Here is a 23,411-nt window from a genome sequence, read left to right as displayed (position 1 = left end):
TCGCCAACCATTACGCTTGAGGGCGTGGCAGCCGTCGATCCTTCCGAAGAGCTCAAGAACCTCGAGTCGACCATGGGGTCGATCGAGGCCGTCCTCGACCTGGACAAGATCCGGGCCGACATCGCGACCCTGGAGGAGGAGGCAGCGGCCCCGAACCTGTGGGACGACCTGGCGAACGCCCAGAAGGTGACCAGCCGGCTCTCCTTCCTGCAGGGCGAACTGCGCAAGGTCCAGCACCTGCGCGGCCGGGTCGACGACCTCGCCGTCCTGTTCGAGCTGGCCGCCGACGAGGACGACGCGGACACCCTGTCCGAGGCCCTCACCGAGCTCACCTCGGTCCAGAAGGCCGTCGAGGAGCTCGAGGTCCGCACCCTGCTCTCCGGCGAGTACGACGCCCGTGAGGCCCTGGTCAACATCCGGGCCGAGGCCGGCGGCATCGACGCCGCGGACTTCGCCGAGCAGCTGATGCGGATGTACCTGCGCTGGGCCGAGCGGCACGGCTACCCGACCGAGGTCTACGACACCTCGTACGCGGAGGAGGCCGGCATCAAGTCCGCCACCTTCACCGTGAAGTCGCCGTACGCCTACGGCACCCTCTCGGTCGAGCAGGGCACCCACCGGCTGGTCCGGATCTCCCCGTTCGACAACCAGGGCCGCCGGCAGACCTCGTTCGCGGGCGTCGAGGTGCTCCCGGTCGTGGAGCAGAGCGACCACGTCGACATCGACGAGGGCGAGCTGCGGGTCGACGTGTACCGCGCCTCCGGCCCCGGCGGCCAGGGCGTCAACACCACCGACTCGGCGGTCCGGATCACCCACCTGCCCACCGGCATCGTGGTCTCCTGCCAGAACGAGCGCTCCCAGATCCAGAACCGCGCCTCCGCGATGAACGTCCTCCAGGCCAAGCTGCTGGAGCGCCGCCGCCAGGAGGAGAAGGCGCTGATGGACTCGCTCAAGGGCGAGGGCAGCTCCTGGGGCAACCAGATGCGCTCGTACGTCCTGCACCCGTACCAGATGGTCAAGGACCTGCGGACGGAGTTCGAGGTCGGCAACCCGCAGGCGGTGCTGGACGGGGACATCGACGGCTTCATCGAGGCCGGGATCCGCTGGCGCAAGCAGCGCGAGACCTCCAACGACTAAGGGGAGGGGCCCGGCCGAGATGACGATCGAGCACAGCATCGAGGCCGGGATCCGCCGGCGCAAGCAGCGCGAGACCTCCAACGACTAAGGGGAGGGGCCCGGCCGGAGACCTCCGCGGAACAGGCGCGGAGTAGTCCCGCGGGACACCTGAACGACGCCGAAGGGCCCGGGAGCAGCCGCTCCCGGGCCCTTCGGCGTCGTCGTGGGTGTCAGGCCAGCGCCTGGCGGGCGATGAAGGCCACCGCCAGCAGGGCCACCAGCAGCGCGAGCAGCGCGGCGGGGGACAGCGCGGCGAACGGGCCCTGCTGCTCCTGCAGCCGGGCGCGGTTGGCGCGGCACACCGGGCAGCGGCCGTCGCTCACGCGGCCGTTGCAGTTGGCGCACACCAGATGGTCGCACGTCATGCGATCTCCTCCTTGCTGCTACTGCCAACGCACCGGACGGGGTTCTGGTTCCTCTGCTGCCCTGTGCAAGGGGGCGGCCGGTCGCGACCGCTCCTCTCCACTGTGCCAGGTTCCACCGCGTACGGCCCGTGCTGTCCGGGGTCCGGGGGGCTGTGAGATGCCTCGCAGTTTTCGGGGCAAACCGGATCAGAGCCGGGCAATCCCTTGCCCGATCCGCCGCCGGGGCCTGCGAATGGTCATCCCCGTCGCGTATGGTCCCAACCCAGTACTGACCGAGGAACGGCGCTGCGGGTCGAGCCTTCGGGCCTCGACGTAACGATCGGGTCACGGGGGCCCTGGCCGGGGCGGTCGCCCTTCCACCTAGGATGGCCACCGTGATGCAGCCGTGATCAGATTCGACAACGTCTCCAAGACCTATCCCAAGCAGAACCGTCCGGCCCTGGACAACGTCTCGCTGGAGATCGAGAAGGGCGAGTTCGTCTTCCTGGTCGGCTCCTCCGGCTCGGGCAAGTCCACCTTCCTGCGGCTGTGCCTGCGCGAGGAGCGGCCGAGCACCGGCGCGGTGCACGTGCTCGGCAAGGACCTGGGCAAGCTGTCCAACTGGAAGGTGCCGCACATGCGCCGCCAGCTGGGCACCGTCTTCCAGGACTTCCGCCTGCTCCCCAACAAGACGGTGGCGCAGAACGTGGCGTTCGCCCTCGAGGTGATCGGCAAGCCGAAGTCCGCCATCGCCAAGGTGGTGCCCGAGGTGCTCGACCTGGTCGGCCTCGGCGGCAAGGAGGACCGGATGCCCGGCGAGCTCTCCGGTGGTGAGCAGCAGCGCGTGGCCATCGCCCGGGCCTTCGTGAACCGCCCGATGCTGCTGATCGCGGACGAGCCGACCGGAAACCTCGACCCGCAGAACTCCGTCGGCATCATGAAGCTGCTCGACCGGATCAACCGCACCGGCACCACCGTACTGATGGCCACCCACGACCAGGCCATCGTCGACCAGATGCGGAAGCGAGTGATCGAGCTCGACAAGGGGCTGCTGGTCCGCGACCAGGCCCGTGGCGTCTACGGCTACCAGAGCTAGCCGGCCGACCGCCCTGCCTGATCCGCCCTGCCTGCATTGACCCTGGATTGAGAGAAGCATGCGCGCCCAGTTCGTCCTGTCGGAGATCGGTGTCGGTCTACGCCGCAACCTGACGATGACCATCGCCGTCGTCGTCAGCGTCGCGCTCTCGCTGGCCCTCGCCGGTGCCTCGCTCCTGGTCCGCGACCAGGTCAACTCCATGAAGGGGTACTGGTACGACAAGGTCGAGGTGAGCGTCTACTTCTGCACGAAGTCGGACGCCGCGACCTCGGTCCAGTGCAAGGCCGGTGCCGCGACCCAGGAGCAGATCGACGAGGTGAAGGCCAGCCTCGACAAGATGCCGCTGGTGCAGAACTCGTCGTTCGAGAGCTCGATCGAGGCCTACAAGCGGTGGAAGGAGACCAACCCGGACAACCCGCTGCTCGCCGCCGTGGGCGCGGAGGCGATGCCGCAGTCCTGGCGGATCAAGCTGGTCGACCCGACCAAGTACGACGTGATCCAGAGCGCCTTCGCCGGCAAGCCGGGCGTGAAGTCGGTCGAGGACCAGCGGAAGATCCTGGAGAACCTGTTCGGTCTGCTGAACGGTCTGCAGACCGCCGCCTTCGTGATCATGGTGCTGATGCTCTTCGTCGCCCTGCTGCTGATCGTCAACACCGTCCGGGTGTCGGCGTTCAGCAGGCGGCGCGAGACCGGCATCATGCGCCTGGTGGGCGCCTCCAACTTCTACGTCCAGATGCCGTTCATCGCGGAGGCCGCGTTCGCCGCGCTGCTCGGCGCGACGATGGCCTCCGGGCTGCTGCTGGCCGGGCACTTCTTCGTCCAGCACTGGCTGGCGCAGCGCGTGCTGTTCATCCACTTCATCGGCCTGTCCTCGGTGTTGACGGTGATCCCGCTGCTGGTGGTGGTCGGTATGGCGATGGCCGGCATCGCGGCCTTCTTCACCCTGCGCAAGTACCTCAAGGTCTGACCGCCGGTCAGTTCCGGCCCTGGCGGCCCCGGTCGGCCCTGCGCCGTCCGGGGCCGCCGTGCGTCGTCGCGGACCGCATTCGGCGCCCACGGCCCCGGGCGCGCCCTAGACTCCGGTGCATGGTGACAGCGCGGCGGGTGCGACAGGGGGCCACGCTCAGCGTGGTCTTCGGCGTGGTGCTGCTGGCCGGCGCCGCCTCCGGGGCCTGGGGCGAGCCGCCGGCGCCTGCACCGCGCCCGGCCGGGATCGGGACCGGCCTCGGCGACCCCGCGGGCGCCGACCTCACCCCGCTGCAGGCCGAACAGCTGGTCGGCGCCAGCGGCGACCGCTGGGCGGCCCACCTGAGCCCCGAGGAGTACGCGGACTTCACCGGCGGGCGCTACCCCGGGGTCGGCCTGTCGGTGGGCCGGGCCGCGGACGGCTCCACGGCCGTCTCGGACGTGCTGCCCGGCAGTCCGGCGGCCGAGGCCGGGATCGCGGTCGGCGACCGGCTGCTGCGGGTCGACGGCGCGGCGGCCGACCAGCTGCCCGTCACGGACGTGGTGGCCCGGCTGCGCGGCCGGCAGGCCGGGTCCACCGTGGCGGTCGCCGTCCAGCGGGCCGGCGGGCCCGGTCGCGACCTGGTGCTGACCCGCGCCGAGCTGGCGACCCGCGAGGTGGCCGTACGGCACCCGGCGCCCGGAGTGACCGAGGTCGCCGTCCGGGCCTTCACCAGCGGGGTGTCCGGCCAGGTGCGGGAGGCCGTCCGCGGCGCCCACGCGGTGGTGCTGGACCTGCGCGGCAACTCCGGCGGCCTGGTGGAGGAGGCGGTGGCCACCGCCTCGCTGTTCCTGGACGGCGGGCCGGTGGCGTCCTACCAGGCGCGCGGCGAGGACCGCGAGCTGACCGCCGCCCCCGGCGGTGACACCGCGACCCCGCTGGTGGTGCTGGTCGACGGCGGCACCATGAGCGCCGCCGAGCTGCTGGCGGGCGCCCTCCAGGACCGCTGCCGGGCCGTCCTGGTGGGCAGCCGGACGTTCGGCAAGGGCACCGTGCAGCAGCCCAGCCGGCTCGCCGACGGCTCGGTGCTGGAACTGACCGTCGGCCGCTACGCCACGCCCTCGGGGCGCTCGCCGGACGGCACCGGCGTGGTGCCCGACGTCCCCGCCCAGCCGGCCGACGATCCGGCGGCGCTGGCCCTGCGGGTGCTGGCCGGTCTGGGGACACGGCAGGGCGCCCCCGGCTAAAGGGGCTGCCGACGGTGGCGCCGGGATGCGAGAATGATCGGCGCTATGGCAAAGGAAAAGGGACACAAGCTGGTCGCGCAGAACAAGAAGGCGCGGCATGAGTACACCATCCTCGACACCTACGAGTGCGGCATGGTGCTGACCGGTACCGAGGTGAAGTCGCTCCGCGAGGGGCGGGCCAACCTGGTCGACGGGTACGCGTACATCCAGGGCGGGGAGGCGTGGGTCGACAACCTCTTCATCCCCGAGTACACCCAGGGGACCTGGACCAACCACTCGGCGCGGCGCAAGCGCAAGCTGCTGCTGCACAAGCTGGAGATCCGCAAGATCGAGTCCAAGGTGCGGGAGACCGGTCACACCCTGGTACCGCTCTCGCTGTACTTCAAGGACGGCCGGGCGAAGCTGGAGATCGCCCTGGCGGTCGGCAAGAAGCTGTACGACAAGCGCCAGACCCTGCGTGAGCAGCAGGACCGGCGCGAGTCCGACCGCGCGGTGGCCGCCGCGCGCCGTCGCCAGCGTTAATCTGCTGGACCCTCGTCGGTCACAGCGCGTACTATGGGCCGAGCATCACCGGAGGGCCTGCCCGCCGGAGCTGTTTTTCAAATCAACATGGGGATGATCGGTTTCGACAGTGTTGGTCGAAACAGGAGAAGCGAGCCGAGGAACGCGGCAATGATCTCGTTAACCATCTGTCGCAAAAAAATAATCGCCAACTCTAAGCGCGATTCCCAGCAGTTCGCTCTCGCAGCCTAGTCTGCCAGAGTGAATGGGTGTCAGCCCGGGAAGTTCCCGACCCGGATCCTGGCATAATCTAGGGAACTCAACCGTCCGCCCGGGCTGCGAGGGCGGATGGGAAATCAAACAGCAGCTGGGCCTGTTGGCGGCTTGTCCGCGTGACTGCCAGGGCCGAGAAAATCACAGCGGACTGCGCTCGGAGAAGTCCTGAATCCGCTGCACTGGACCCGGGTTCGATTCCCGGCATCTCCACCGCCCCATGTGCATGCAGGCCGCCTTCCACCCGGAGGGCGGCCTTCGTGCGTTCCGGGCCCGGCACCGCCGGCCGCGCGCCCGGGCCGTCCTCACACCGGCCGGGCCGCCCCGGTGAGTGGACCGTTCCGCCGGCTTCACAGCGCACAACCCCGCCGAAACCCCGGACTCCTACCGTCGGGACCACAGAGCCACCCGGCAGGCGGAGGAGCCACCCGATGAGTGCGGACACGGCACGGCAGGACAGAACCGGCGGCCGCTGGATCCAGCGGTGGGAACCGGAGTCCACGGAATTCTGGGAGAAATCCGGCAGGCGGATCGCCAACCGCAACCTGATCCTCTCCATCCTCTCCGAGCACATCGGCTTCTCGATCTGGAGCCTGTGGTCGGTGATGGTGCTCTTCATGGGCAAGGGCTACCACATCGACCCGGCCGGGAAGTTCTTCCTGGTCGCGATGCCGACCCTGGTCGGCGCATTCGTCCGGATCCCCTACACCGTCGCCGTCGGGCGTTTCGGCGGCCGGAACTGGACGGTGGTCTCCGCCCTGCTCCTGCTCCTGCCGACGCTGGCCGCCGCCTACGTGATGCACCCGGGGACCACCTACACCACCTTCCTGCTGGTGGCCGCCCTCACCGGACTCGGCGGCGGCAACTTCGCCTCCTCCATGACCAACATCAACGCGTTCTTCCCGCAGCGCCGCAAGGGCTGGGCGCTCGGACTCAACGCCGGCGGCGGGAACATCGGCGTCCCGGTGATCCAGCTGGTCGCGCTCGCCGTCATCACCTGGGCCGGAGCCGGGCACCCCCGGCTGGTCCTGGGCATCTACCTGCCGCTGATCGTCGTCGCGGCCACCTGCGCGGCGCTGGGCATGGACAACCTGGCCCCGATGCGCGGCGACCGCGGGGCACTGGCGGAGGTCGTCCGGGAGAAGCACACCTGGCTGATGTCGGTGCTGTACATCGGCACCTTCGGCTCGTTCATCGGCTTCTCCTTCGCCTTCGGGCTGGTCCTGCAGAACCAGTTCGGCCGTACCCCGCTGCAGGCCGCCCAGCTCACCTTCATCGGCCCGCTGCTCGGCTCGCTGATCCGCCCGCTCGGCGGCCGGCTGGCCGACCGCTGGGGCGGCGCCCGGATCACGTTCTGGAACTTCGCCGCGATGGCCGCCGCCACCGCCCTGGTCGGCTACGCCTCCGCCGAACGCTCGCTGCCGGTCTTCCTGACCGGGTTCATCGGGCTGTTCGTCTTCGCCGGGATCGGCAACGGCTCCACCTACAAGATGATCCCGGGCATCTTCGAGGCCGAGGCCCGGAACCGGATCGCCGCCGGCGCCGACCCCGAGCTCGCCGCCGCCCGTTCGCGGCGGATGTCCGGCGCGGCGATCGGCGTGATCGGTGCGGTCGGGGCGCTCGGCGGCCTGCTGATCAACCTCGCCTTCCGGCAGTCCTTCCTGACCGTGGGCACCGGCACCCCGGCCTTCCTGTCCTTCCTGGCCGCGTACGCGGTCTGTGCCGCCCTCACCCGGACGGTCTACCTGCGCCGCCCCCGCGGCGCCACGGCCGCCGCCGGCGCCCCCGCCCTGGCCGGGGTCTGACCACCCGGCCGCACCCGGGCCGGGCGCGATCGTGAAACACCACCGACACCGGGACGACCCGGGACGGTGACGCCCGCCCGCGACGATGGCCGTCCACCCACCCCACCCCGCGGCCCGCGACGGCCGCGGGGCGCACCACCGAAGGACCGCACGCCATGGCCGACCAGACCGACCGTCAGCCCGCCGACCCGGTGCCGCCACTGGCCGGCTTCACCGTCGGGATCACCGCGGCCCGCCGCGCCGACGAACTCGCCGCGCTGCTCCAGCGCCGCGGCGCCGCCGTCCTGCGCGGGCCCGCCCTGCGGATCGTCCCGCTCTCCGACGACACCGAACTGCTCGCCGCCACCCGCACCCTGGTTGCCGACCCGCCCGACATCGCCGTCGCCACCACCGGCATCGGCTTCCGCGGCTGGATCGAGGCCGCGGAGGGCTGGGGGCTCGGCGACGAGCTGACCGCCCGCCTCGGCAAGGCCGAGGTGCTCGCCCGCGGCCCCAAGGCCAAGGGCGCGATCCGGGCCGCCGGACTGCGCGAGCAGTGGTCACCGGAGTCCGAGTCCTCCGCCGAGGTCCTCACCCACCTGCTGGACCAGGGCGTCGACGGGCGCCGGATCGCCGTCCAGCTGCACGGCGCACCGCTGCGCGGCTTCGTCGACTCGCTCACCGCGGCCGGCGCGGACGTGGTGGAGGTCCCGGTCTACCGCTGGCTGCCGCCGGTCGACCCGGCGCCGCTCGACCGGCTCCTGGACGCCTGCTGCGGCGGCGCCCTGGACGCCGTCACCTTCACCAGCGCCCCGGCCGTGCTGAGCCTGCTGGAGCGCGCCGCCGAACGCGGCCGGACCGGCGAACTGCTGCACGCCCTGCGGCGCGAGGTGCTGCCGGTCTGCGTGGGGCCGGTCACCGCGGCCCCGCTGGACGAGGCCGACGTACCGGCGATCTGGCCCGAGCGGATGCGGCTCGGGGCGATGGTGCAGGTCCTCACCGCCGAGCTGCCCCGGCGCTCCCGCGGCCTGGCGGTGGCCGGGCGCCGGCTGGAGCTGCGGGGGCAGGCGGCGCTGGTCGACGGGGAGCTGCGGCCGGTGCCGCCCGCGGGGATGGCGCTGCTGCGGGTGCTGGCGCAGCGGCCGGGCTGGGTGGTGTCGCGGGCCGACCTGCTCCGGGCCCTGCCGGGCAGCGGGGAGGACGAGCACGCGGTGGAGAGCGCGATGGCCCGGCTGCGGACCGCCCTCGGCACGCCCGGCCTGATCACCACCGTCGTCAAGCGCGGCTACCGCCTCGCCCTGGACCCGGTCACCGACCCGGGGGAGAAGTACGGCACCACCTGACGCCTGCGGGCGGTACCCCCAGGGGCGCAGGCGGCCACGCTTCCAGGGGCGCGGGGAACTGCGCGAAGCCGGGAGGCCGTGGGCCGGTACTCGCCGATTCCGCGTGCTACCCCCCGGGGCGGGCCGCCAGGCCCCCAGGGGCGCGGGGAACTGCGCGAAGCCGGGAGGCTGCGGGCAGGTGCCTTCCGATCCCGCGCAGTTCCCCGCGCCCCTGGAGGTGCCACTGGGGGAGGTGCCCCGCGCCCCAGCGGGTGGTGCCCCTGGGGGTGGTCAGGGGTGTGGGCTGGGGGCAGGGGTGGGGGAGGGCGTAGGATCATCCGTCCGCCTTTCTCGTGGAGGCGGTCTCCCTCACCACCCGCAGGACGTACCTCAGGGGGCTCCTTGGGCGCGCACGGCTCAGCCCAGCACCACAGCAGTACCACCACCCAGCAAGACACGGTCCGCGACCGTGAGATCGCGGAGGAGCAGCAGCACCTCGACACCGTCTACCACCGCCTGGAGGAGAAGCTCGCCGAGGCCGAGTACATCCTCGAGGACGCCGCCAAGCGCGTACAGGTCGGCACCCCCGGCGCGCTCGCGGAGCGGGACGCCCAGGTCTACCGGGCCGGCGCGCACCTGCACCGGCTGAACAGCGAGTTCGAGGACTTCCTGTTCGGCCGGATCGACCTGCAGCAGGCGGACGCCCCGGAGGAGCACGGGATCCCGTCGCAGACCCCGATGGACCCGGCCGACCCGGCCGTCGCGGAGACCCTGCACATCGGGCGGCTCGGCGTGCTCGACGCCGAGTTCGGCCCGCTGGTCATCGACTGGCGGGCGCCGGCCGCGGCGCCGTTCTACCGGGCCACCCCGCTGGAGCCGGGCCGGGTGGTCCGCCGCCGGGTGATCCGCTCCAAGGGCCGCAAGGTGATCGGCGTCGAGGACGACCTGCTGCGCCCCGACCTGACCCCCACCCTGGACGGCCGCGAGCTGGCGGTGGTCGGCGACGGCGCGCTGATGGCGTCGCTGGGCCGGGCCCGCAGCCACTCGATGCGCGACATCGTCTCCTCGATCCAGAAGGAGCAGGACGAGGTCATCCGGGCCGCCGCGGCCGGTGCCACGCTGGTCACCGGCGGTCCGGGCACCGGGAAGACGGCCGTCGCGCTGCACCGGGCCGCGTTCCTGCTCTACCAGGACCGCCGCCGGTACGCCGGGGGCATCCTGGTGGTCAGCCCGACCGCGCTGCTGGTCTCGTACACCGAGGGCGTGCTGCCCTCGCTCGGCGAGGAGGGCCAGGTCGCGATCCGGGCGGTCGGCAGCCTGGTCGACGGGATCGAGGCCGAGCGGTACGACACGCCGGAGGCGGCCCGGGTCAAGGGGTCGTCGCGGATGGTGCAGCTGCTGCGCCGGGCGGCCCGGGCGGCGCTGGAGCTGAACGAGCCGGCCGAGCTGCGGGTGTTCGCCCGCGGCCAGGCGCTGCGGCTGGACGCCGGGCGACTGCGGGCGGTCCGCGGCAACGTGCTGGGCAGCGGCGGCACGCCGCTGAACCTGCTGCGTCCGCGCGCCCGCCGGCTGCTGCTGGACGCGCTCTGGTCGGTCGCAGTCCGGCACCTGCCGAAGCCGGTCAGCCACGCCGAGCGGGAGCAGCGGCAGGAGGAGCGGGAGTCCTTCGACGAGTACGTGTCGGACGAGGCGCCGTTCCTGGCGTTCCTGGACGCCTGGTGGCCGGCGGTCACCCCGCGCCAGGTGCTGGCCACCATGCGGCAGTCCCGGCACCTGAACCGGATCGCCCGCCGGGCGGTCACCCCGGAGGAGGCGCGGCTGCTGGCGGGCTCCTGGCGGCACCTGGACGACCAGGGCCGCGGCCCGCTGTCGGCGCACGACGTGGCGCTGGTGGACGAGCTGCAGCTGCTGCTCGGCGAGCCGGCCCGGCCGAAGGTCCGGGAGGTGGACGCGGTGGACCTGCTGAGCGGTCTGGACGAGGTCACCACCTACGCCGACCGGATGTCCCGGCAGCGCGCCGCGGTCCCGGTGGAGCGCCGCGAGTACGCGCACATCATCGTGGACGAGGCCCAGGACCTCACCCCGATGCAGTGGCGGATGATCGGCCGCCGGGCCCGGATGGCCACCTGGACCATCGTGGGCGATCCGGCGCAGAGCTCCTGGCCGCACCCGCAGGAGGCGCAGGCCGCGCTCGACGAGATCCTGGCGGGCAAGCCGCGGCGCCGGCACACCCTGACGGTGAACTACCGCAACCCGGCGGAGATCGCCGAGGTGGCGGCCAAGGTGCTGGCGCTGGCGGCGCCCGGCACGCCGTCGCCGAGCGCGGTCCGCTCGACCGGGGTCGAGCCGCGGTTCGCGGCCGTCACCGACCCGGCGCCGGAGGCCTTCGCGGCCGCGGCGCGGGCCGAGCTGGTGCGGCTGCTGGACGAGGTGGACGGCACGGTGGCGGTGGTGGTCCCGATGGACCGCCGGGCCGAGGCGGCGGGCTGGGCCGAGGGCCTGGGCGGCCGGGTGGTGGCGCTGGGCAGCCTGGAGGCCAAGGGCCTGGAGTACGACGCGACGGTGGTCGCCGACCCGACCGGTATCGCGGGCGAGTCGGAGGCGGGCCTGCGGGTGCTGTACGTGGCGCTGACCCGGGCCACCCAGCGGCTGACGGTGCTCTCCGGCCCGGACGACCTGCCGGACGCGGCCGGGGTGCCCGCCCTGCTGCACGGCTGAGCGGTCCCGGACACGGCGAAGGCCCCCACCTGCCGGTGGGGGCCTTCGCCACGAGTAATGACACCGACCCGCCATGCTCGCCTCGCGGCAAGTGGTCGCTCGTAGCGACGAAGGTTGGGCCCGGGGGCTTGGATCGAGCCGGTGTCCCGTCCAATGTAACGCATCGCCCCGGGGATCCAAGGTGGCCGCGGCAGTTTTTCGGACGGGTGCCCAGGACGGCCGGGGCCCGTTTGTGGACTGTGCACAGTGGCGGAACCTTATTTCTGGGTACCCACTGGTAGGTGCGACGATCGAGGTCTAGCATGCGCAGGGCGCGCCATTCAACATTATGTTGAAGTCGCAGCCCCAGAGCCCCGATCACGGACGGAAGAAGGACGTCGATGGCGACGGTGCCCAGTGTCTCGAACTCGATCACGGTGCGGCTGGAGGTTCCGGCCACGGGCAACGCGGTGAGCTCGATCACCACCGCCGTCGAGTCCTCCGGCGGCTCGGTCACCGGTCTCGACGTCACGGCCTCCGGGCTGGAGGCGCTGCGGATCGACGTGACGGTGGCCGCCTTCTCGGTGGCGCACGGTGAGGAGATCGTCGAGAAGCTGCGCGCGATCGACGGCGTGACCATCGGCAAGGTCTCCGACCGGACCTTCCTGATGCACCTCGGCGGCAAGATCGAGATGTCCTCGAAGCTGCCGATCCGCAACCGTGACGACCTGAGCATGATCTACACCCCGGGCGTGGCGCGGGTCTGCATGGCCATCGCGGAGAACCCCGAGGACGCCCGCCGCCTGACCATCAAGCGCAACAGCGTCGCCGTGGTCACCGACGGCTCCGCCGTGCTGGGCCTGGGCAACATCGGCCCGAAGGCCGCGCTGCCGGTGATGGAGGGCAAGGCGGCGCTGTTCAAGCGGTTCGCCGGGATCGACGCCTGGCCGATCTGCCTGGACACCCAGGACGCCGACGAGATCGTGGCGATCGTCAAGGCCATCGCCCCGGGCTTCGCCGGCATCAACCTGGAGGACATCTCGGCGCCGCGCTGCTTCGAGATCGAGGCCCGGCTGCGCGAGGCGCTGGACATCCCGGTCTTCCACGACGACCAGCACGGCACCGCGATCGTGGTGCTGGCGGCGCTCACCAACGCGCTCAAGGTGGTCGGCAAGGAGATCTCCGACATCCGGGTGGTGATGTCGGGCGCCGGCGCGGCCGGCACCGCGATCCTCAAGCTGCTGCTGGCCGCGGGCGTGGAGCACGCCACCGTGGCGGACGTGCGCGGCGTGGTCCACCAGGGCCGTGACGACCTCAACGACAGCCTGCGGTGGATCGCCGAGCACACCAACCGCTCGGGGCGCACCGGCAGCCTCAAGGAGGCCGTGGCGGGCGCCGACGTCTTCATCGGCGTCTCGGCCCCGAACGTGCTGGACGGCGACGACCTGGCCACCATGGCCGAGAACGCGATCGTCTTCGCGCTCGCCAACCCGGACCCCGAGGTCGACCCGGCCGTCGCCCGGCAGAGCGCCGCGGTGGTCGCCACCGGCCGCAGCGACTTCCCGAACCAGATCAACAACGTGCTGGTCTTCCCCGGCGTCTTCCGCGGCCTGCTGGACGCCCAGAGCCACACCGTGAACACCGAGATGATGCTGGCCGCCGCCCGGGCGCTGGCCACCACCGTCGCGGACGACCAGCTGAACCCGAACTACATCATCCCGAGCGTCTTCCACCCCGACGTCGCCAAGACCGTCGCGGCGGCCGTCCGGGACGCCGCGCTGGCCGCCCGGGGCGGCGAGGAGCCGGCCCCGTCGAGGCCCACCGCCGGCATCGTGGGCACCCTCGACACGGCCGCCTTCCCGGCGGTCCGGCTCTGACCGGGAGGCCGCCGGCGATCGGTCAAATGTCCGATTGGCGCACCTGACCGTCCCCGCACGCCCCGAGCCCTTGCGACACAAGGGCAGGGGCGTGTTTGGGCTTGTCGGTGCCAGGGCGTACGGTAGCCCTGCATGGGGCGGCGTGTCCGACAAGTACGGAACGTCCCCTCAGGCATCTCGGCGAGTCGTCCCGACCGCCGCCCGCACCGGGTCACCCGGAGCCGACGGAGCGTCACAACTCCGTGGGGCGGGCGCTGTTCGGGTCAACCCCGCCAATGCCCGATTGGCTTTCTCAGTGCCGGTCGGGGCAGGATTCGTTCCCAGGCGGGCAGTTTGCGGCGCTTTGGGGTGCGAGCCCGGCCCCTGACCACCTATCGCCTGAATGAGCACAGTGTGCGGAGCGACGGCCCCCCGGGTGCCCCTGGCGGGCATCGGCGGGCCCTTGCCCGCAGCAGAGCAACAGACCACAGGAGTACACATGAACCGCAGTGAGCTGGTGGCCGCGCTGGCCGAGCGCGCCGAGGTGACCCGCAAGGACGCCGACGCCGTGCTGGCCGCCTTCGCCGAGATCACCGGCGAGGTCGTCGCCAAGGGCGACGAGAAGGTCACCATCCCCGGTTTCCTGACCTTCGAGCGCACCCTCCGCGCCGCCCGCACCGCCCGCAACCCGCAGACCGGCGACCCGATCCAGATCCCGGCCGGTTACAGCGTCAAGGTCAGCGCCGGCTCGAAGCTCAAGGAAGCCGCCAAGGGCAAGTGACGCGGGGCTCCTCGGAGCCCACGCCGAACGCACTGTGGCCGGGTCCCCCGCGGGGGACCCGGCCACAGTGCGTGGTGCGGCCGTCAGGCGGTCGCGACCAGTTCCTCGCTGGGGAGCTCGATGTGCGCCCCGAGGTCACGCAGCTTGGACATGAAGTTCTCGTAGCCGCGGTTGATCAGGTCGATGCCGTGCACGGTCGAGGTGCCCTCGGCCGCCAGCGCCGCGATCAGGTACGAGAAGCCGCCGCGCAGGTCCGGGATGACCAGCTCGCCGCCGAGCAGCTTGGACGGGCCGGAGACGACCGCCGAGTGCTTGAAGTTGCGGGCGCCGAAGCGGCACGGCGTACCGCCCAGGCACTCGCGGTACAGCTGGATGTGGGCGCCCATCTGGTTCAGCGCGCCGGTGAAGCCGAGCCGCGACTCGTACACCGTCTCGTGCACGATGGACAGGCCGTTGGCCTGGGTGAGCGCGACCACCAGCGGCTGCTGCCAGTCGGTCTGGAAGCCGGGGTGCACGTCGGTCTCCAGGGCGATCGCCTTGAGCTCGCCGCCCGGGTGCCAGAACCGGATGCCCTCGTCGTCCACCTCGAAGGCGCCGCCGACCTTCCGGAAGGTGTTCAGGAAGGTCATCATCTCCAGCTGGCGGGCGCCGCGGACGTAGATGTCGCCCTTGGTGGCCAGCGCCGCGCAGGCCCAGGAGGCCGCCTCCAGGCGGTCCGGCAGGGCGCGGTGGTTGTAGCCGCCGAGCTCGTCCACACCGGTGATCAGGATGGTGCGGTCGGTGCCCATCGAGATGATCGCGCCCATCTTCTGCAGCACGCAGATCAGGTCGACGATCTCCGGCTCGATGGCCGCGTTGCGCAGCTCGGTGACGCCCTCGGCGAGGACGGCGGTGAGCAGCACCTGCTCGGTCGCGCCGACCGAGGGGAACGGCAGCTCGATCTTGGTGCCGCGCAGCCGCTGCGGGGCGACCAGGTAGGTGCCCTGCGGGTGCTTCTCGATCGAGGCGCCGAACTGGCGCAGCACCTCGAAGTGGAAGTCGACCGGCCGGCCGCCGATGTCGCAGCCGCCCAGGCCCGGGATGAAGGCGTGGCCGAGGCGGTGCAGCAGCGGGCCGCAGAACAGGATCGGGATGCGCGAGGAACCGGCGTGCGCGTCGATGTCGGCGACGTTGGCGCTCTCCACGTGCGAGGGGTCGAGGATCAGCTCGCCGTCCTCGTCGCCGGTGCGCACGGTCACCCCGTGCAGCTGGAGCAGGCCGCGCACCACCTTGACATCACGGATGTCGGGGACGTTGCGCAGCCTGCTGGGGCCCTGGCCGAGCAGCGCGGCGACCATGGCCTTGGGGACCAGGTTCTTCGCACCACGGATCTGGATCTCGCCTTCGAGCGGATTACCGCCGTGGACCAGCAGGACGTCGTCGATCATCGTTCTCGCAATCCGGGTGCCGGGGGGAGGACAGGGCGGAGGCGGCGGGCTTCTGGGACCGCTGTGGGACGGGTTCCACCCGCGAAATGCGCACCACCAAACGTAGATGGTAGTAGGCGGGCGATTGGTTCCCGTGTGTCCCTTTGGTGATCATGCTCCCGGGCGGCCTCCGGCGGGCTGCCGACTGAGCCGAACGGGTGGGGAAGCGGTTCGCGGAGGTTCCGTGTTGGACGCCCTTCCCCGGCCCGGCTGCGGGATCATGTCTGGCATGACACCGGCCCCCTCGCACACCGGCCGACTGCTCGTCGCGACCCCGGTCCTCACCGACCCCAACTTCGCCCGTACCGTGGTGCTTCTCCTCGACCACGACCCGCAGGGCGCGCTCGGCGTGGTGCTGAACCGGCCGACCCCGGTGGAGGTCGCCGCGGTCCTGGACGCCTGGGCGGAGCTGACCGGACAGCCGTCGGTGATCTTCCAGGGCGGGCCGGTCGCGCTCGACTCGGCACTCGCCATCGCGGTCGTCCCGGGTGAGGAGGGTCACGCCGAACCGCTCGGCTGGCGCCGGGTGCACGGCGCCATCGGGCTGGTCGACCTGGAGGCCCCGCCGGAGGTGCTGGCGGGCGAACTCGGGGCACTGCGGGTGTTCGCCGGCTACGCGGGCTGGTCGCCCGGCCAGCTGGAGGCGGAGATCGCCGACGGCGCCTGGTACCTCGCCGACTGCGAGCCCGGCGACGTCTCCTGCCCCGACCCGGACCGGCTCTGGCGCTCGGTGCTGCGCCGCCAGCGCGGCCCGCTGGCGATGCTCGCCACGTACCCGGACAACCCGACGCTGAACTAGGCCGCGCGCCGCTCCCGCGGGCCCGCCGGGGCGGTACTGGCCCGGTTCCCGGCGGCCGCCATAGAATTGGCACCCATGAGCACTCTTGAGCCCGAGCGCGGCCTCGGCACCGGCACCCTGGTCGAGCCCGTCCCCCAGGTGTCGCACGGCGACGGCGACCACGAGCGCTTCGCGCACTACGTCCAGAAGGACAAGATCATGGAGAGCGCGCTCTCCGGCAGCCCCGTGGTGGCGCTCTGCGGCAAGGTCTGGGTCCCGGGCCGCGACCCGAAGAAGTACCCGGTCTGCCCGATGTGCAAGGAGATCTTCGAGGGGCTCGGCACCCCCAAGGGCGGCGACGACAACCAGGGCTGAGCCCGGCCGGCCGCCGGGCCGGGTCGACCGGCCCGGGCATTGGTCTATGCCACTCGGGTGGTGGCGGGGCAGGATGAGCCGCATGGATCTCATCCCCGCCCCGAACCACGTCGACGAGTGGGAGCCCCACGAGTGGACGTTCCAGCTCCGGCCGACCACCCGGATCGGCGCCGACCAGGGCGCCCAGGGCGTGGCCCGCTGGCTGCGTTCCGAGCTCTCCGCCGCGACCGGCTTCACCCTGGACGCCTGCACGCCGGAGCAGGCGAACCGGTCCGCCGACTCGGTCACCCTGGTCCTCGACGAGCGGCTGCGCGCCGAGCGCGGCCGTGAGGCCTACCGGATCACCGTCGACGTGTACGGCGCCCGGCTCGCCGGAGGCGGGCGGCCCGGCCTGTTCTACGCCGCGCAGACCTTCCGCCAGCTGCTCGGCCCGGCCGCGTTCCGCCGGGCGCCGATCACCGGCGAGCCGTGGAAGGTCCCGAGCGTCTCGATCGAGGACGCGCCCCGGTTCGGCTGGCGCGGCGTCCTGCTGGATGTCTCCCGGCACTTCCTGCCCAAGTCGGACGTGCTGCGCTTCCTCGACCTGATGGCCGCGCACAAGCTCAACGTCCTGCACCTGCACCTGACCGACGACCAGGGCTGGCGGATCGAGATCGAGCGCCACCCCCGGCTCACCGAGGTCGGCGCCTGGCGGGAGCGCTCGATGGTCGGCTTCCGGGCCGCCGACCGCCGCGACGACCGCCCGCACGGCGGCTACTACACCAAGGACGACCTGCGCGAGATCGTCGCGTACGCGGCCAAGCGGCACATCACCGTCGTCCCCGAGATCGACCTGCCGGGCCACTCCCAGGCCGCCATCGCCGCGTACCCGGAACTCGGCAACACCGACGTGGTGGACACCGCCGCGCTCGGGGTGTGGACGGACTGGGGGATCAACCCCAATGTGCTGAACGTCTCCGAACGGACCCTTCGCTTCTTCGAGGGAGTCCTGGAGGAGGTGCTGGAGGTCTTCCCGTCCCGGTTCGTCCACCTCGGCGGCGACGAGTGCCCCAAGGAGCAGTGGCGGGCCAGCCCGGCCGCCCAGGCCCGGATCAAGGAGCTGGGGCTGGCCGACGAGGACGAGCTGCAGAGCTGGTTCATCCGGCACTTCGACCACTGGCTGGCCGAGCGCGGACGCCGGCTGATCGGCTGGGACGAGATCCTGGAGGGCGGCCTCGCGCCCGGCGCCGCGGTGTCCTCCTGGCGCGGGTACGCGGGCGGGGTGGCGGCCGCCCGGGCCGGGCACGACGTGGTGATGTGCCCGGAGCAGTACGTCTACCTGGACCACCGGCAGGCGCCCGGCGAGGACGAGCCGATCCCGGTCGGGTACGTCCGCACCCTGGAGGACGTCTACCGCTTCGAACCGGTCCCGGCCGAGCTGGACGCCGCGGCCGCCGCCCACGTGCTGGGCACCCAGGCCAACCTGTGGACCGAGTTCATGGACGACGCCCGGGACGTCGACTACCGCGCCTTCCCGCGGCTGGCGGCCTTCGCCGAGGTGGCCTGGTCCGACCTGCCGCGGGACCCGGCGGCCCGCGACTTCTCCGGCTTCGAGCGCCGGATGGCCGCCCACTACCGGCGCCTGGACGCGCTCGGCGTCGAGTACCGCCGGCCCGAGGGGCCCCGCCCGTGGCAGCGCCGGCCCGGGGTGGTCGGCCGCCCGTCCGACGGCCCGCCGCCGACCGCCTGAGCCCCGCCGCCGTCCCCCGCGCGCGAGGGTGCGCGGGGGACGGCGGCGGGGAACCCCCGGGTGCCCGGTGACGTCAAGATCAGGTGAACAGTCGACCGGCTGTCGACGGCGGGTGACCGACAATTGCCCTGACTTGTCCGGGATTCCCGGCGGCCGCCCGAGACCCGGGAAATGATCACCGAACATTGTGTGCCAGAGTTGCCCAACCCGGCCCGATCGCCCGTACCCTACGGGCCAGGTCGCACCGCCCGAGGGCGTCCCCGGCCGACGGACGACCGAGGCCGCGGGAGGGCCGGGCAGTTGATGAGCAAGTGGAGCACGGTGGAATCCTGGTGAACCGGACGATCATGCTGCCGGCCTCGGTCGACGAGGCCGTCGAGGCGCTGGCCGCCACCCCGGGCGCGGTTCCGGTGGCGGGCGCCACCGACCTGATGGAGGCCGTCAACGCCGGCCGGCTCCGCCCCGCCGCCCTGATCGGCCTCGGCCGGATCACCGAACTGCGCGGCTGGCGCTACGAGGACGGCGGCACCGCCGTCCTCGGCGCCGGCCTCACCCACGCCCGGATGGACCGCCCCGACTTCGCCGCGCTGATCCCCGCGCTCGCCGACGCCGCCCGCACCGCCGGCCCCCCGCAGGTCCGCAACGTCGGCACCCTCGGCGGCAACCTCGCCACCGCCGCCGCCACCGGCGACACCCTCCCCGTCCTCGCCGCGCTCGAGGCCACCGCCACCCTCGCCCGCGCCGGGTCCACCCGCGAGGTGCCCGTCAGCCACCTGCTCACCGGCCTCGACCCGATCCGCCCCGGCGAACTGCTCACCTGGGTCCGGGTGCCGCTGCTGCACGCCCCCCAGGTCTTCCTGAAGTCCACCGGCCGCAGCGGCCCGGCCCGCGCCACCGCCTCCGTCGCCCTGGTCCTCGACCCCGCCCGCCGCGCCGTGCGCTGCGCCGTCGGCGCCGTCGCCCCGGTGCCGCTGCGCCCGCTGGAGGCCGAGGCCTGGGTGGCCGGCTGCATCGACTGGGACGCCCGCGGCGAGGACGGCGCCACCACCATCGACCCCGCCGCGCTGGCCGCCTTCGGCGAGTACGTCGCGGGGGCCTGCATCCCCGACGGCGCCCTCGAGGGCGCGGGCGAGGGGCCGGGCGCCACCGCCGTCCGGCTGCGGCGTACCGTGGCCGTACTGGCCCGCCGGGCACTGGGAAGGGCACTGAAGTGACGGACCACCCGACGATCGAGCAGCCGGCCGGGCAGCCTGCCGGGCTGGCCGGCGACGTACGCCCGTGCGCCTCCTACACGCTGCGCGTCAACGGCTTCGAACGGCCCGTCACCGACGCCTGGATCGGCGAGAGCCTGCTGTACGTGCTGCGCGAACGGCTCGGCCTGGCCGGCGCCAAGGGCGGCTGCGAGCAGGGCGAGTGCGGGGCCTGCTCGGTGCAGGTCGACGGCCAGCTGGTGGCCGGCTGCCTGGTGCCCGCCGCGCTGGCCGCCGACAGCGAGATCGCCACCGTCGAGGGGCTGTCGGAGTCCGGCGGCCCCAGCGACGTCCAGCGGGCGCTGGCCGAGTCCGGCGCCGTCCAATGCGGCTACTGCACCCCGGGCCTCGCGATGGCCGTCCACGACCTGCTCCAGCGCAACCACCGGCCCAGCGACGTCGAGGCCCGCCAGGCGCTGTGCGGCAACCTCTGCCGCTGCACCGGCTACCGGGGCGTGCTGGCCGCCGTCCAGAGCGTCGCCGAGCAGCGCGAGGCCGAGCTGGAGGCGGAGGCCGAAGCGGCCGAGGCCGCCGCCCGGGCCGCCGCCGCCCAGGACCCCGGCGCGCCCGACACCGCCGGACGGCTCGACGACACCCTGCCCGGCGACACCCTGCCGGGCGTGGCACCGCAGCGCTCCGGCCACCCCGACGACCGGCAGCCGCCCGCCCAGCCGGTCGCGCAGCCGGTCGCGCAGTCCGTCGCCGACCTCCCGCTGGCCGGCGAACTGCCGCTCTACGCCGACTCCGAGCTGTGGGTCGAGGCCGAGCAGTTCCGGCCCGACCAGCCCACCGCCGCGGGCACCGGCGTCCACAACGCCGCCCACCCCGCCGACGGCCACCAGGCCGCCCACCAGCCGCCCGGCTACGACCCGGCCGGGTACGGGACCGGGCACCACCCCGTCGTACCGCCGCAGCCCACCGGCTACGACACCGGCCACTTCCGGCTCCCCGGCTACGAGGGCGCCCCCGGCTACGAGGCCACCCCCGCGCACGGCACCGCGCACGACGGCCCCGGTCCCGACACCACCCCCGCCCACGGCACCCCGTACCTGCCCACACCCCCGCACGGCACCGGCCACCCGGGCTACCCGCAGGGCCACCAGCTGCCCGGCCACGTCCCCGCCGCCCCGGCGGGCGGCTACGACCCGGCGGCCTACCCCGGCCCCGGCTACGACGGCTCCGGCTACGACGCCCCGGTGTACGACTCCCCCGGCTACGACGGCCCGGTGTACGACGGCCCCGGCTACGACGGACCGGTCTACGAGACCCCCGGCCACCAGACCCCCGGCTACGACGGCAGTACCCCCGCCCACGGCATCCACCCCCAGCCCGCACCCGGGGTGGCCCCCATCCCTGAGGACCGCCACGCATGACCTCGCCCACCGACCTCGCGCCGGCCGCCGCCCCCGCCGCCGCACCCGAGGAGAACGGGCCCGCCGAGCCCTTCGGCCTGGGCAGTTCCCCGCTGCGCACCGACGCCCTGCCCAAGGCGCTCGGCATCTACCCGTACGCCGCCGACCTCTGGGCCGAGGGGCTGCTCTGGGGCGCGGTCCTGCGCTCCCCGCACCCGCACGCCCGGATCGCCGCCGTCGACATCTCGGCCGCGCTCGCCGTCCCCGGCGTGCACACCGTGGTCACCGCCGCCGACCTGCCGCCCGGGCCCGACGGCACCGCCGACGGCGCCCCGCACGGCCCGATCGTCGCCGACCGCCCGATCCTGGCCGCCGGCGTGGTCCGCCACCACGGCGAACCCGTCGCCGCCGTCGCCGCCGACCACCCCGACACCGCGCGGCTGGCCGCCTCGCTGATCGTGGTCGAGTACGAGCCGCTGGAGGCCGTCACCGACCCCGAGGCCGCCTTCAACGCCCCGCCGCTGCACCCCGACGGCAACCTCTTCCGCCACCTCCCGCTGCGCACCGGCGACCCCGAGGCGGTCGGCGAGATCGTCGTCGAAGGGCTCTACCAGGTCGGCCGCCAGGACCCCGCCCCGATCGGCGCCGAGGCCGGCCTCGCCGTCCCCCGCCCCGACGGCGGCGTCGAACTCCACCTCTCCACCACCGACCCGCACGGCGACCGCGACCGCACCGCCGCCTGCCTGGGCCTCGAACCCGACCGGGTCCGGCTGGTCGTCACCGGTGTGCCCGGCGCCACCGCCGACCGCGAGGACCTCTCCTTCCAGGTCACCCTGGCCCTGCTCGCGCTGCGCACCGGCCGCCCGGTGAAGATGACCCTCACCCGCGAGGAGTCCTTCCACACCCACACCACCCGCCACCCCGCCCTGCTGCGCTACCGGCACCACGCCGACGCCGAGGGCCGCCTGGTCAAGGTCGAGGCGCAGATCCTGCTGGACGGCGGCGCCTACGCCGACGTCTCCGCCGAGGCGCTGGCCGCCGCCACCGCCTTCTCGGTCGGCCCGTACACCTGCCCCAACGTCTTCGTCGACGCCTGGGCGGTGCGCACCAACAACCCGCCGGCCGGCCGGATGCGCGGCGAGGGCGCCCTGCAGGCCTGCTTCGCGTACGAGTCCCAGCTCGACCAGCTGGCCCTCCAGGTGGGCATCGACCCGCTGGAGATCCGCCGCCGCAACGCGATGGCCACCGGCGACCCGCTGCCCACCGGACAGCCCGTCACCTGCCCCGCCCCGGTCACCGCGCTGCTCGACGCCATCGCCGAACAGCCGCTGCCGGCCCTGCCCGTCGACGACCCCGAGGCCGACTGGCTGCTCCCCGGCGGCCCCGGCGGCGCGGGCGACCCGGCCGCCGTCCGGCGCGGCATCGGCTACGCCGTCGGCATGGTGCACATGCTCGGCGCCGAGGGCGAGGACGAGGTCTCCACCGCCACCGTCCGGGTCAACGGCGACCACGCCACCGTGATCTGCGCCGCCGTCGACTCCGGCCAGGGCTTCGCCACCCTCGCCCGGCAGATCGTGCAGTCCGTGCTCGGCGTCAGCGAGGTCTACATCGCGCCGGTCGACAGCGACCAGTCCGGCGCCGGCCCGTCCGCCCGCGGCCGGCACACCTGGGTGTCCGGCGGTGCGGTCGAGCGGGCCGCCGTGATGGTCCGCCACCAGATGCTGCAGCCGATCGCCGCCAACTTCGGCATGTCCGTCGAACTGCTCACCATCGCCGACGGCAAGATCACCTCGTACGACGGGGTGCTCGGGATGCCGGTCGCCGAGGCGCTGGAGGGCCGCGAGCTGTGGGCCACCGCCCAGTGCCGCCCGCACCCGACCGAACCGCTCGACGAGGCCGGGCAGGGCGACGCCTTCGTCTCCATCGCGTTCTGCGCGATGCGGGCCGTGGTCGACGTCGACATCGAGCTCGGCGCGGTCCGGGTGGTCGAGATGACGGTCGCCCAGGACGTCGGCCGGGCGCTCAACCCGCGCCAGATCGAGGACCGGATCGAAGCCGGGGTCGCCCAGGGCGTCGGCCTCGCCCTGCTGGAGGACCTGCGCACCGAGGGCGGCCGGCTGGTCAACCCCTCGCTCACCGGCTACCGGCTGCCGACCGCCCTGGACACCCCGGAGATCCGGATCGCCGCCCTGCTGGAGGAGCGCGACGTGGTCGCCACCTTCGGCGCCAAGGCGGTCAGCGCCCCGCCCGCCGTGGTCGCCCCGGCCGCCGTGGCGGCGGCCGTCCGGGCCGCCACCGGCCTGCCGGTCGGCCGGCTGCCGATCCTGCCCGAGGACGCCATCGCCGGCTGACGGGCTCCGGGCCGGTACGCCGGATCGTCCACCGGTCGGTCCGCGGCGGCCGCCCGGCCGGTGCTCCCGGTCGGTGTTCCCGGTCGG

18 protein-coding genes and 1 other RNA gene are annotated in these 23,411 nt (G+C 73.3%); 17 read left to right on the top strand and 2 right to left on the bottom strand.

What is annotated here, in order from left to right:
* Positions 1-24: 24 nt before the first annotated feature.
* A complete protein-coding gene (gene prfB, locus AC2TEW_RS20935; RefSeq protein ID WP_484624839.1) occupies positions 25-1,137 on the top strand; it encodes a peptide chain release factor 2 in 1,113 nt (370 codons plus the stop codon).
* A gap of 209 nt (positions 1,138-1,346) precedes the next feature.
* On the opposite strand, the gene AC2TEW_RS20930 is transcribed toward prfB, so the two are convergent.
* Positions 1,347-1,541: a hypothetical protein gene (locus AC2TEW_RS20930; RefSeq protein WP_033823874.1), complete on the bottom strand. Its 195-nt coding sequence runs from the start codon at positions 1,539-1,541 to the stop codon at positions 1,347-1,349.
* Between the two features lie 385 nt (positions 1,542-1,926).
* On the opposite strand from AC2TEW_RS20930, the gene ftsE reads away from it, so the two are divergent.
* The 10 genes from ftsE to AC2TEW_RS20880 all read left to right on the top strand — a co-directional run bounded on the left by ftsE (position 1,927) and on the right by AC2TEW_RS20880 (position 14,023).
* The gene (gene ftsE / locus AC2TEW_RS20925) at positions 1,927-2,616 is read left to right on the top strand and encodes a cell division ATP-binding protein FtsE (protein ID WP_033823873.1); all 690 of its coding nucleotides are present in this window, start codon (positions 1,927-1,929) and stop codon (positions 2,614-2,616) included.
* A gap of 58 nt (positions 2,617-2,674) precedes the next feature.
* Positions 2,675-3,583 carry a permease-like cell division protein FtsX gene (gene ftsX, locus AC2TEW_RS20920; RefSeq protein WP_033823872.1) on the top strand — a complete coding sequence of 303 codons (909 nt, stop codon included), beginning with the start codon at positions 2,675-2,677 and terminating at the stop codon, positions 3,581-3,583.
* A gap of 119 nt (positions 3,584-3,702) precedes the next feature.
* Positions 3,703-4,809: a S41 family peptidase gene (locus AC2TEW_RS20915; RefSeq protein WP_484624838.1), complete on the top strand. Its 1,107-nt coding sequence runs from the start codon at positions 3,703-3,705 to the stop codon at positions 4,807-4,809.
* A gap of 45 nt (positions 4,810-4,854) precedes the next feature.
* On the top strand, positions 4,855-5,331 hold the full coding sequence (gene smpB / locus AC2TEW_RS20910; protein ID WP_033823868.1) for an SsrA-binding protein SmpB: 477 nt from the start codon (positions 4,855-4,857) through the stop codon (positions 5,329-5,331).
* 89 nt (positions 5,332-5,420) lie between these two features.
* Positions 5,421-5,799, top strand: a transfer-messenger RNA (tmRNA) gene (ssrA, locus tag AC2TEW_RS20905).
* Between the two features lie 215 nt (positions 5,800-6,014).
* Positions 6,015-7,388 (top strand): nitrate/nitrite transporter, encoded by a 1,374-nt coding sequence (locus AC2TEW_RS20900; protein WP_484624837.1) that lies wholly within the window; start codon positions 6,015-6,017, stop codon positions 7,386-7,388.
* Between the two features lie 155 nt (positions 7,389-7,543).
* Positions 7,544-8,710 (top strand): uroporphyrinogen-III synthase, encoded by a 1,167-nt coding sequence (locus AC2TEW_RS20895; protein ID WP_484624836.1) that lies wholly within the window; start codon positions 7,544-7,546, stop codon positions 8,708-8,710.
* A 381-nt stretch (positions 8,711-9,091) separates the two neighbouring features.
* Positions 9,092-11,407 carry a HelD family protein gene (locus AC2TEW_RS20890; RefSeq protein WP_484624835.1) on the top strand — a complete coding sequence of 772 codons (2,316 nt, stop codon included), beginning with the start codon at positions 9,092-9,094 and terminating at the stop codon, positions 11,405-11,407.
* Between the two features lie 380 nt (positions 11,408-11,787).
* A complete protein-coding gene (locus tag AC2TEW_RS20885) occupies positions 11,788-13,263 on the top strand; it encodes an NAD-dependent malic enzyme (protein ID WP_484624834.1) in 1,476 nt (491 codons plus the stop codon).
* 478 nt (positions 13,264-13,741) lie between these two features.
* Positions 13,742-14,023: an HU family DNA-binding protein gene (locus AC2TEW_RS20880; protein WP_033823863.1), complete on the top strand. Its 282-nt coding sequence runs from the start codon at positions 13,742-13,744 to the stop codon at positions 14,021-14,023.
* An 83-nt stretch (positions 14,024-14,106) separates the two neighbouring features.
* Here AC2TEW_RS20880 and murA read toward each other — a convergent pair whose 3' ends face one another.
* Positions 14,107-15,450, bottom strand: a complete 1,344-nt coding sequence (gene murA, locus AC2TEW_RS20875) for a UDP-N-acetylglucosamine 1-carboxyvinyltransferase (protein WP_484624833.1) — start codon at positions 15,448-15,450, stop codon at positions 14,107-14,109.
* Between the two features lie 259 nt (positions 15,451-15,709).
* On the opposite strand from murA, the gene AC2TEW_RS20870 reads away from it, so the two are divergent.
* The 6 genes from AC2TEW_RS20870 to AC2TEW_RS20845 all read left to right on the top strand — a co-directional run bounded on the left by AC2TEW_RS20870 (position 15,710) and on the right by AC2TEW_RS20845 (position 23,324).
* Entirely contained in the window at positions 15,710-16,288 is a 579-nt protein-coding gene (locus AC2TEW_RS20870; protein ID WP_484624832.1) for a YqgE/AlgH family protein, read from the top strand.
* Between the two features lie 75 nt (positions 16,289-16,363).
* Positions 16,364-16,642 (top strand): DUF3039 domain-containing protein, encoded by a 279-nt coding sequence (locus AC2TEW_RS20865; protein WP_033823860.1) that lies wholly within the window; start codon positions 16,364-16,366, stop codon positions 16,640-16,642.
* 82 nt (positions 16,643-16,724) lie between these two features.
* A complete protein-coding gene (locus AC2TEW_RS20860; RefSeq protein ID WP_484624831.1) occupies positions 16,725-18,371 on the top strand; it encodes a beta-N-acetylhexosaminidase in 1,647 nt (548 codons plus the stop codon).
* A 347-nt stretch (positions 18,372-18,718) separates the two neighbouring features.
* The gene (locus tag AC2TEW_RS20855; protein WP_484624870.1) at positions 18,719-19,585 is read left to right on the top strand and encodes an FAD binding domain-containing protein; all 867 of its coding nucleotides are present in this window, start codon (positions 18,719-18,721) and stop codon (positions 19,583-19,585) included.
* Positions 19,582-20,994, top strand: a complete 1,413-nt coding sequence (locus tag AC2TEW_RS20850) for a (2Fe-2S)-binding protein (protein ID WP_484624830.1) — start codon at positions 19,582-19,584, stop codon at positions 20,992-20,994. The genes AC2TEW_RS20855 and AC2TEW_RS20850 overlap by 4 nt, the downstream gene beginning before the upstream one ends.
* On the top strand, positions 20,991-23,324 hold the full coding sequence (locus tag AC2TEW_RS20845) for a xanthine dehydrogenase family protein molybdopterin-binding subunit (protein WP_484624829.1): 2,334 nt from the start codon (positions 20,991-20,993) through the stop codon (positions 23,322-23,324). The genes AC2TEW_RS20850 and AC2TEW_RS20845 overlap by 4 nt, the downstream gene beginning before the upstream one ends.
* The last annotated feature ends 87 nt before the right edge of the window (positions 23,325-23,411 follow it).

It is taken from the genome of Kitasatospora sp. NEAU-CNBT7, assembly GCF_057220535.1.
This window is presented reverse-complemented; position numbering and strand designations above follow the sequence as displayed.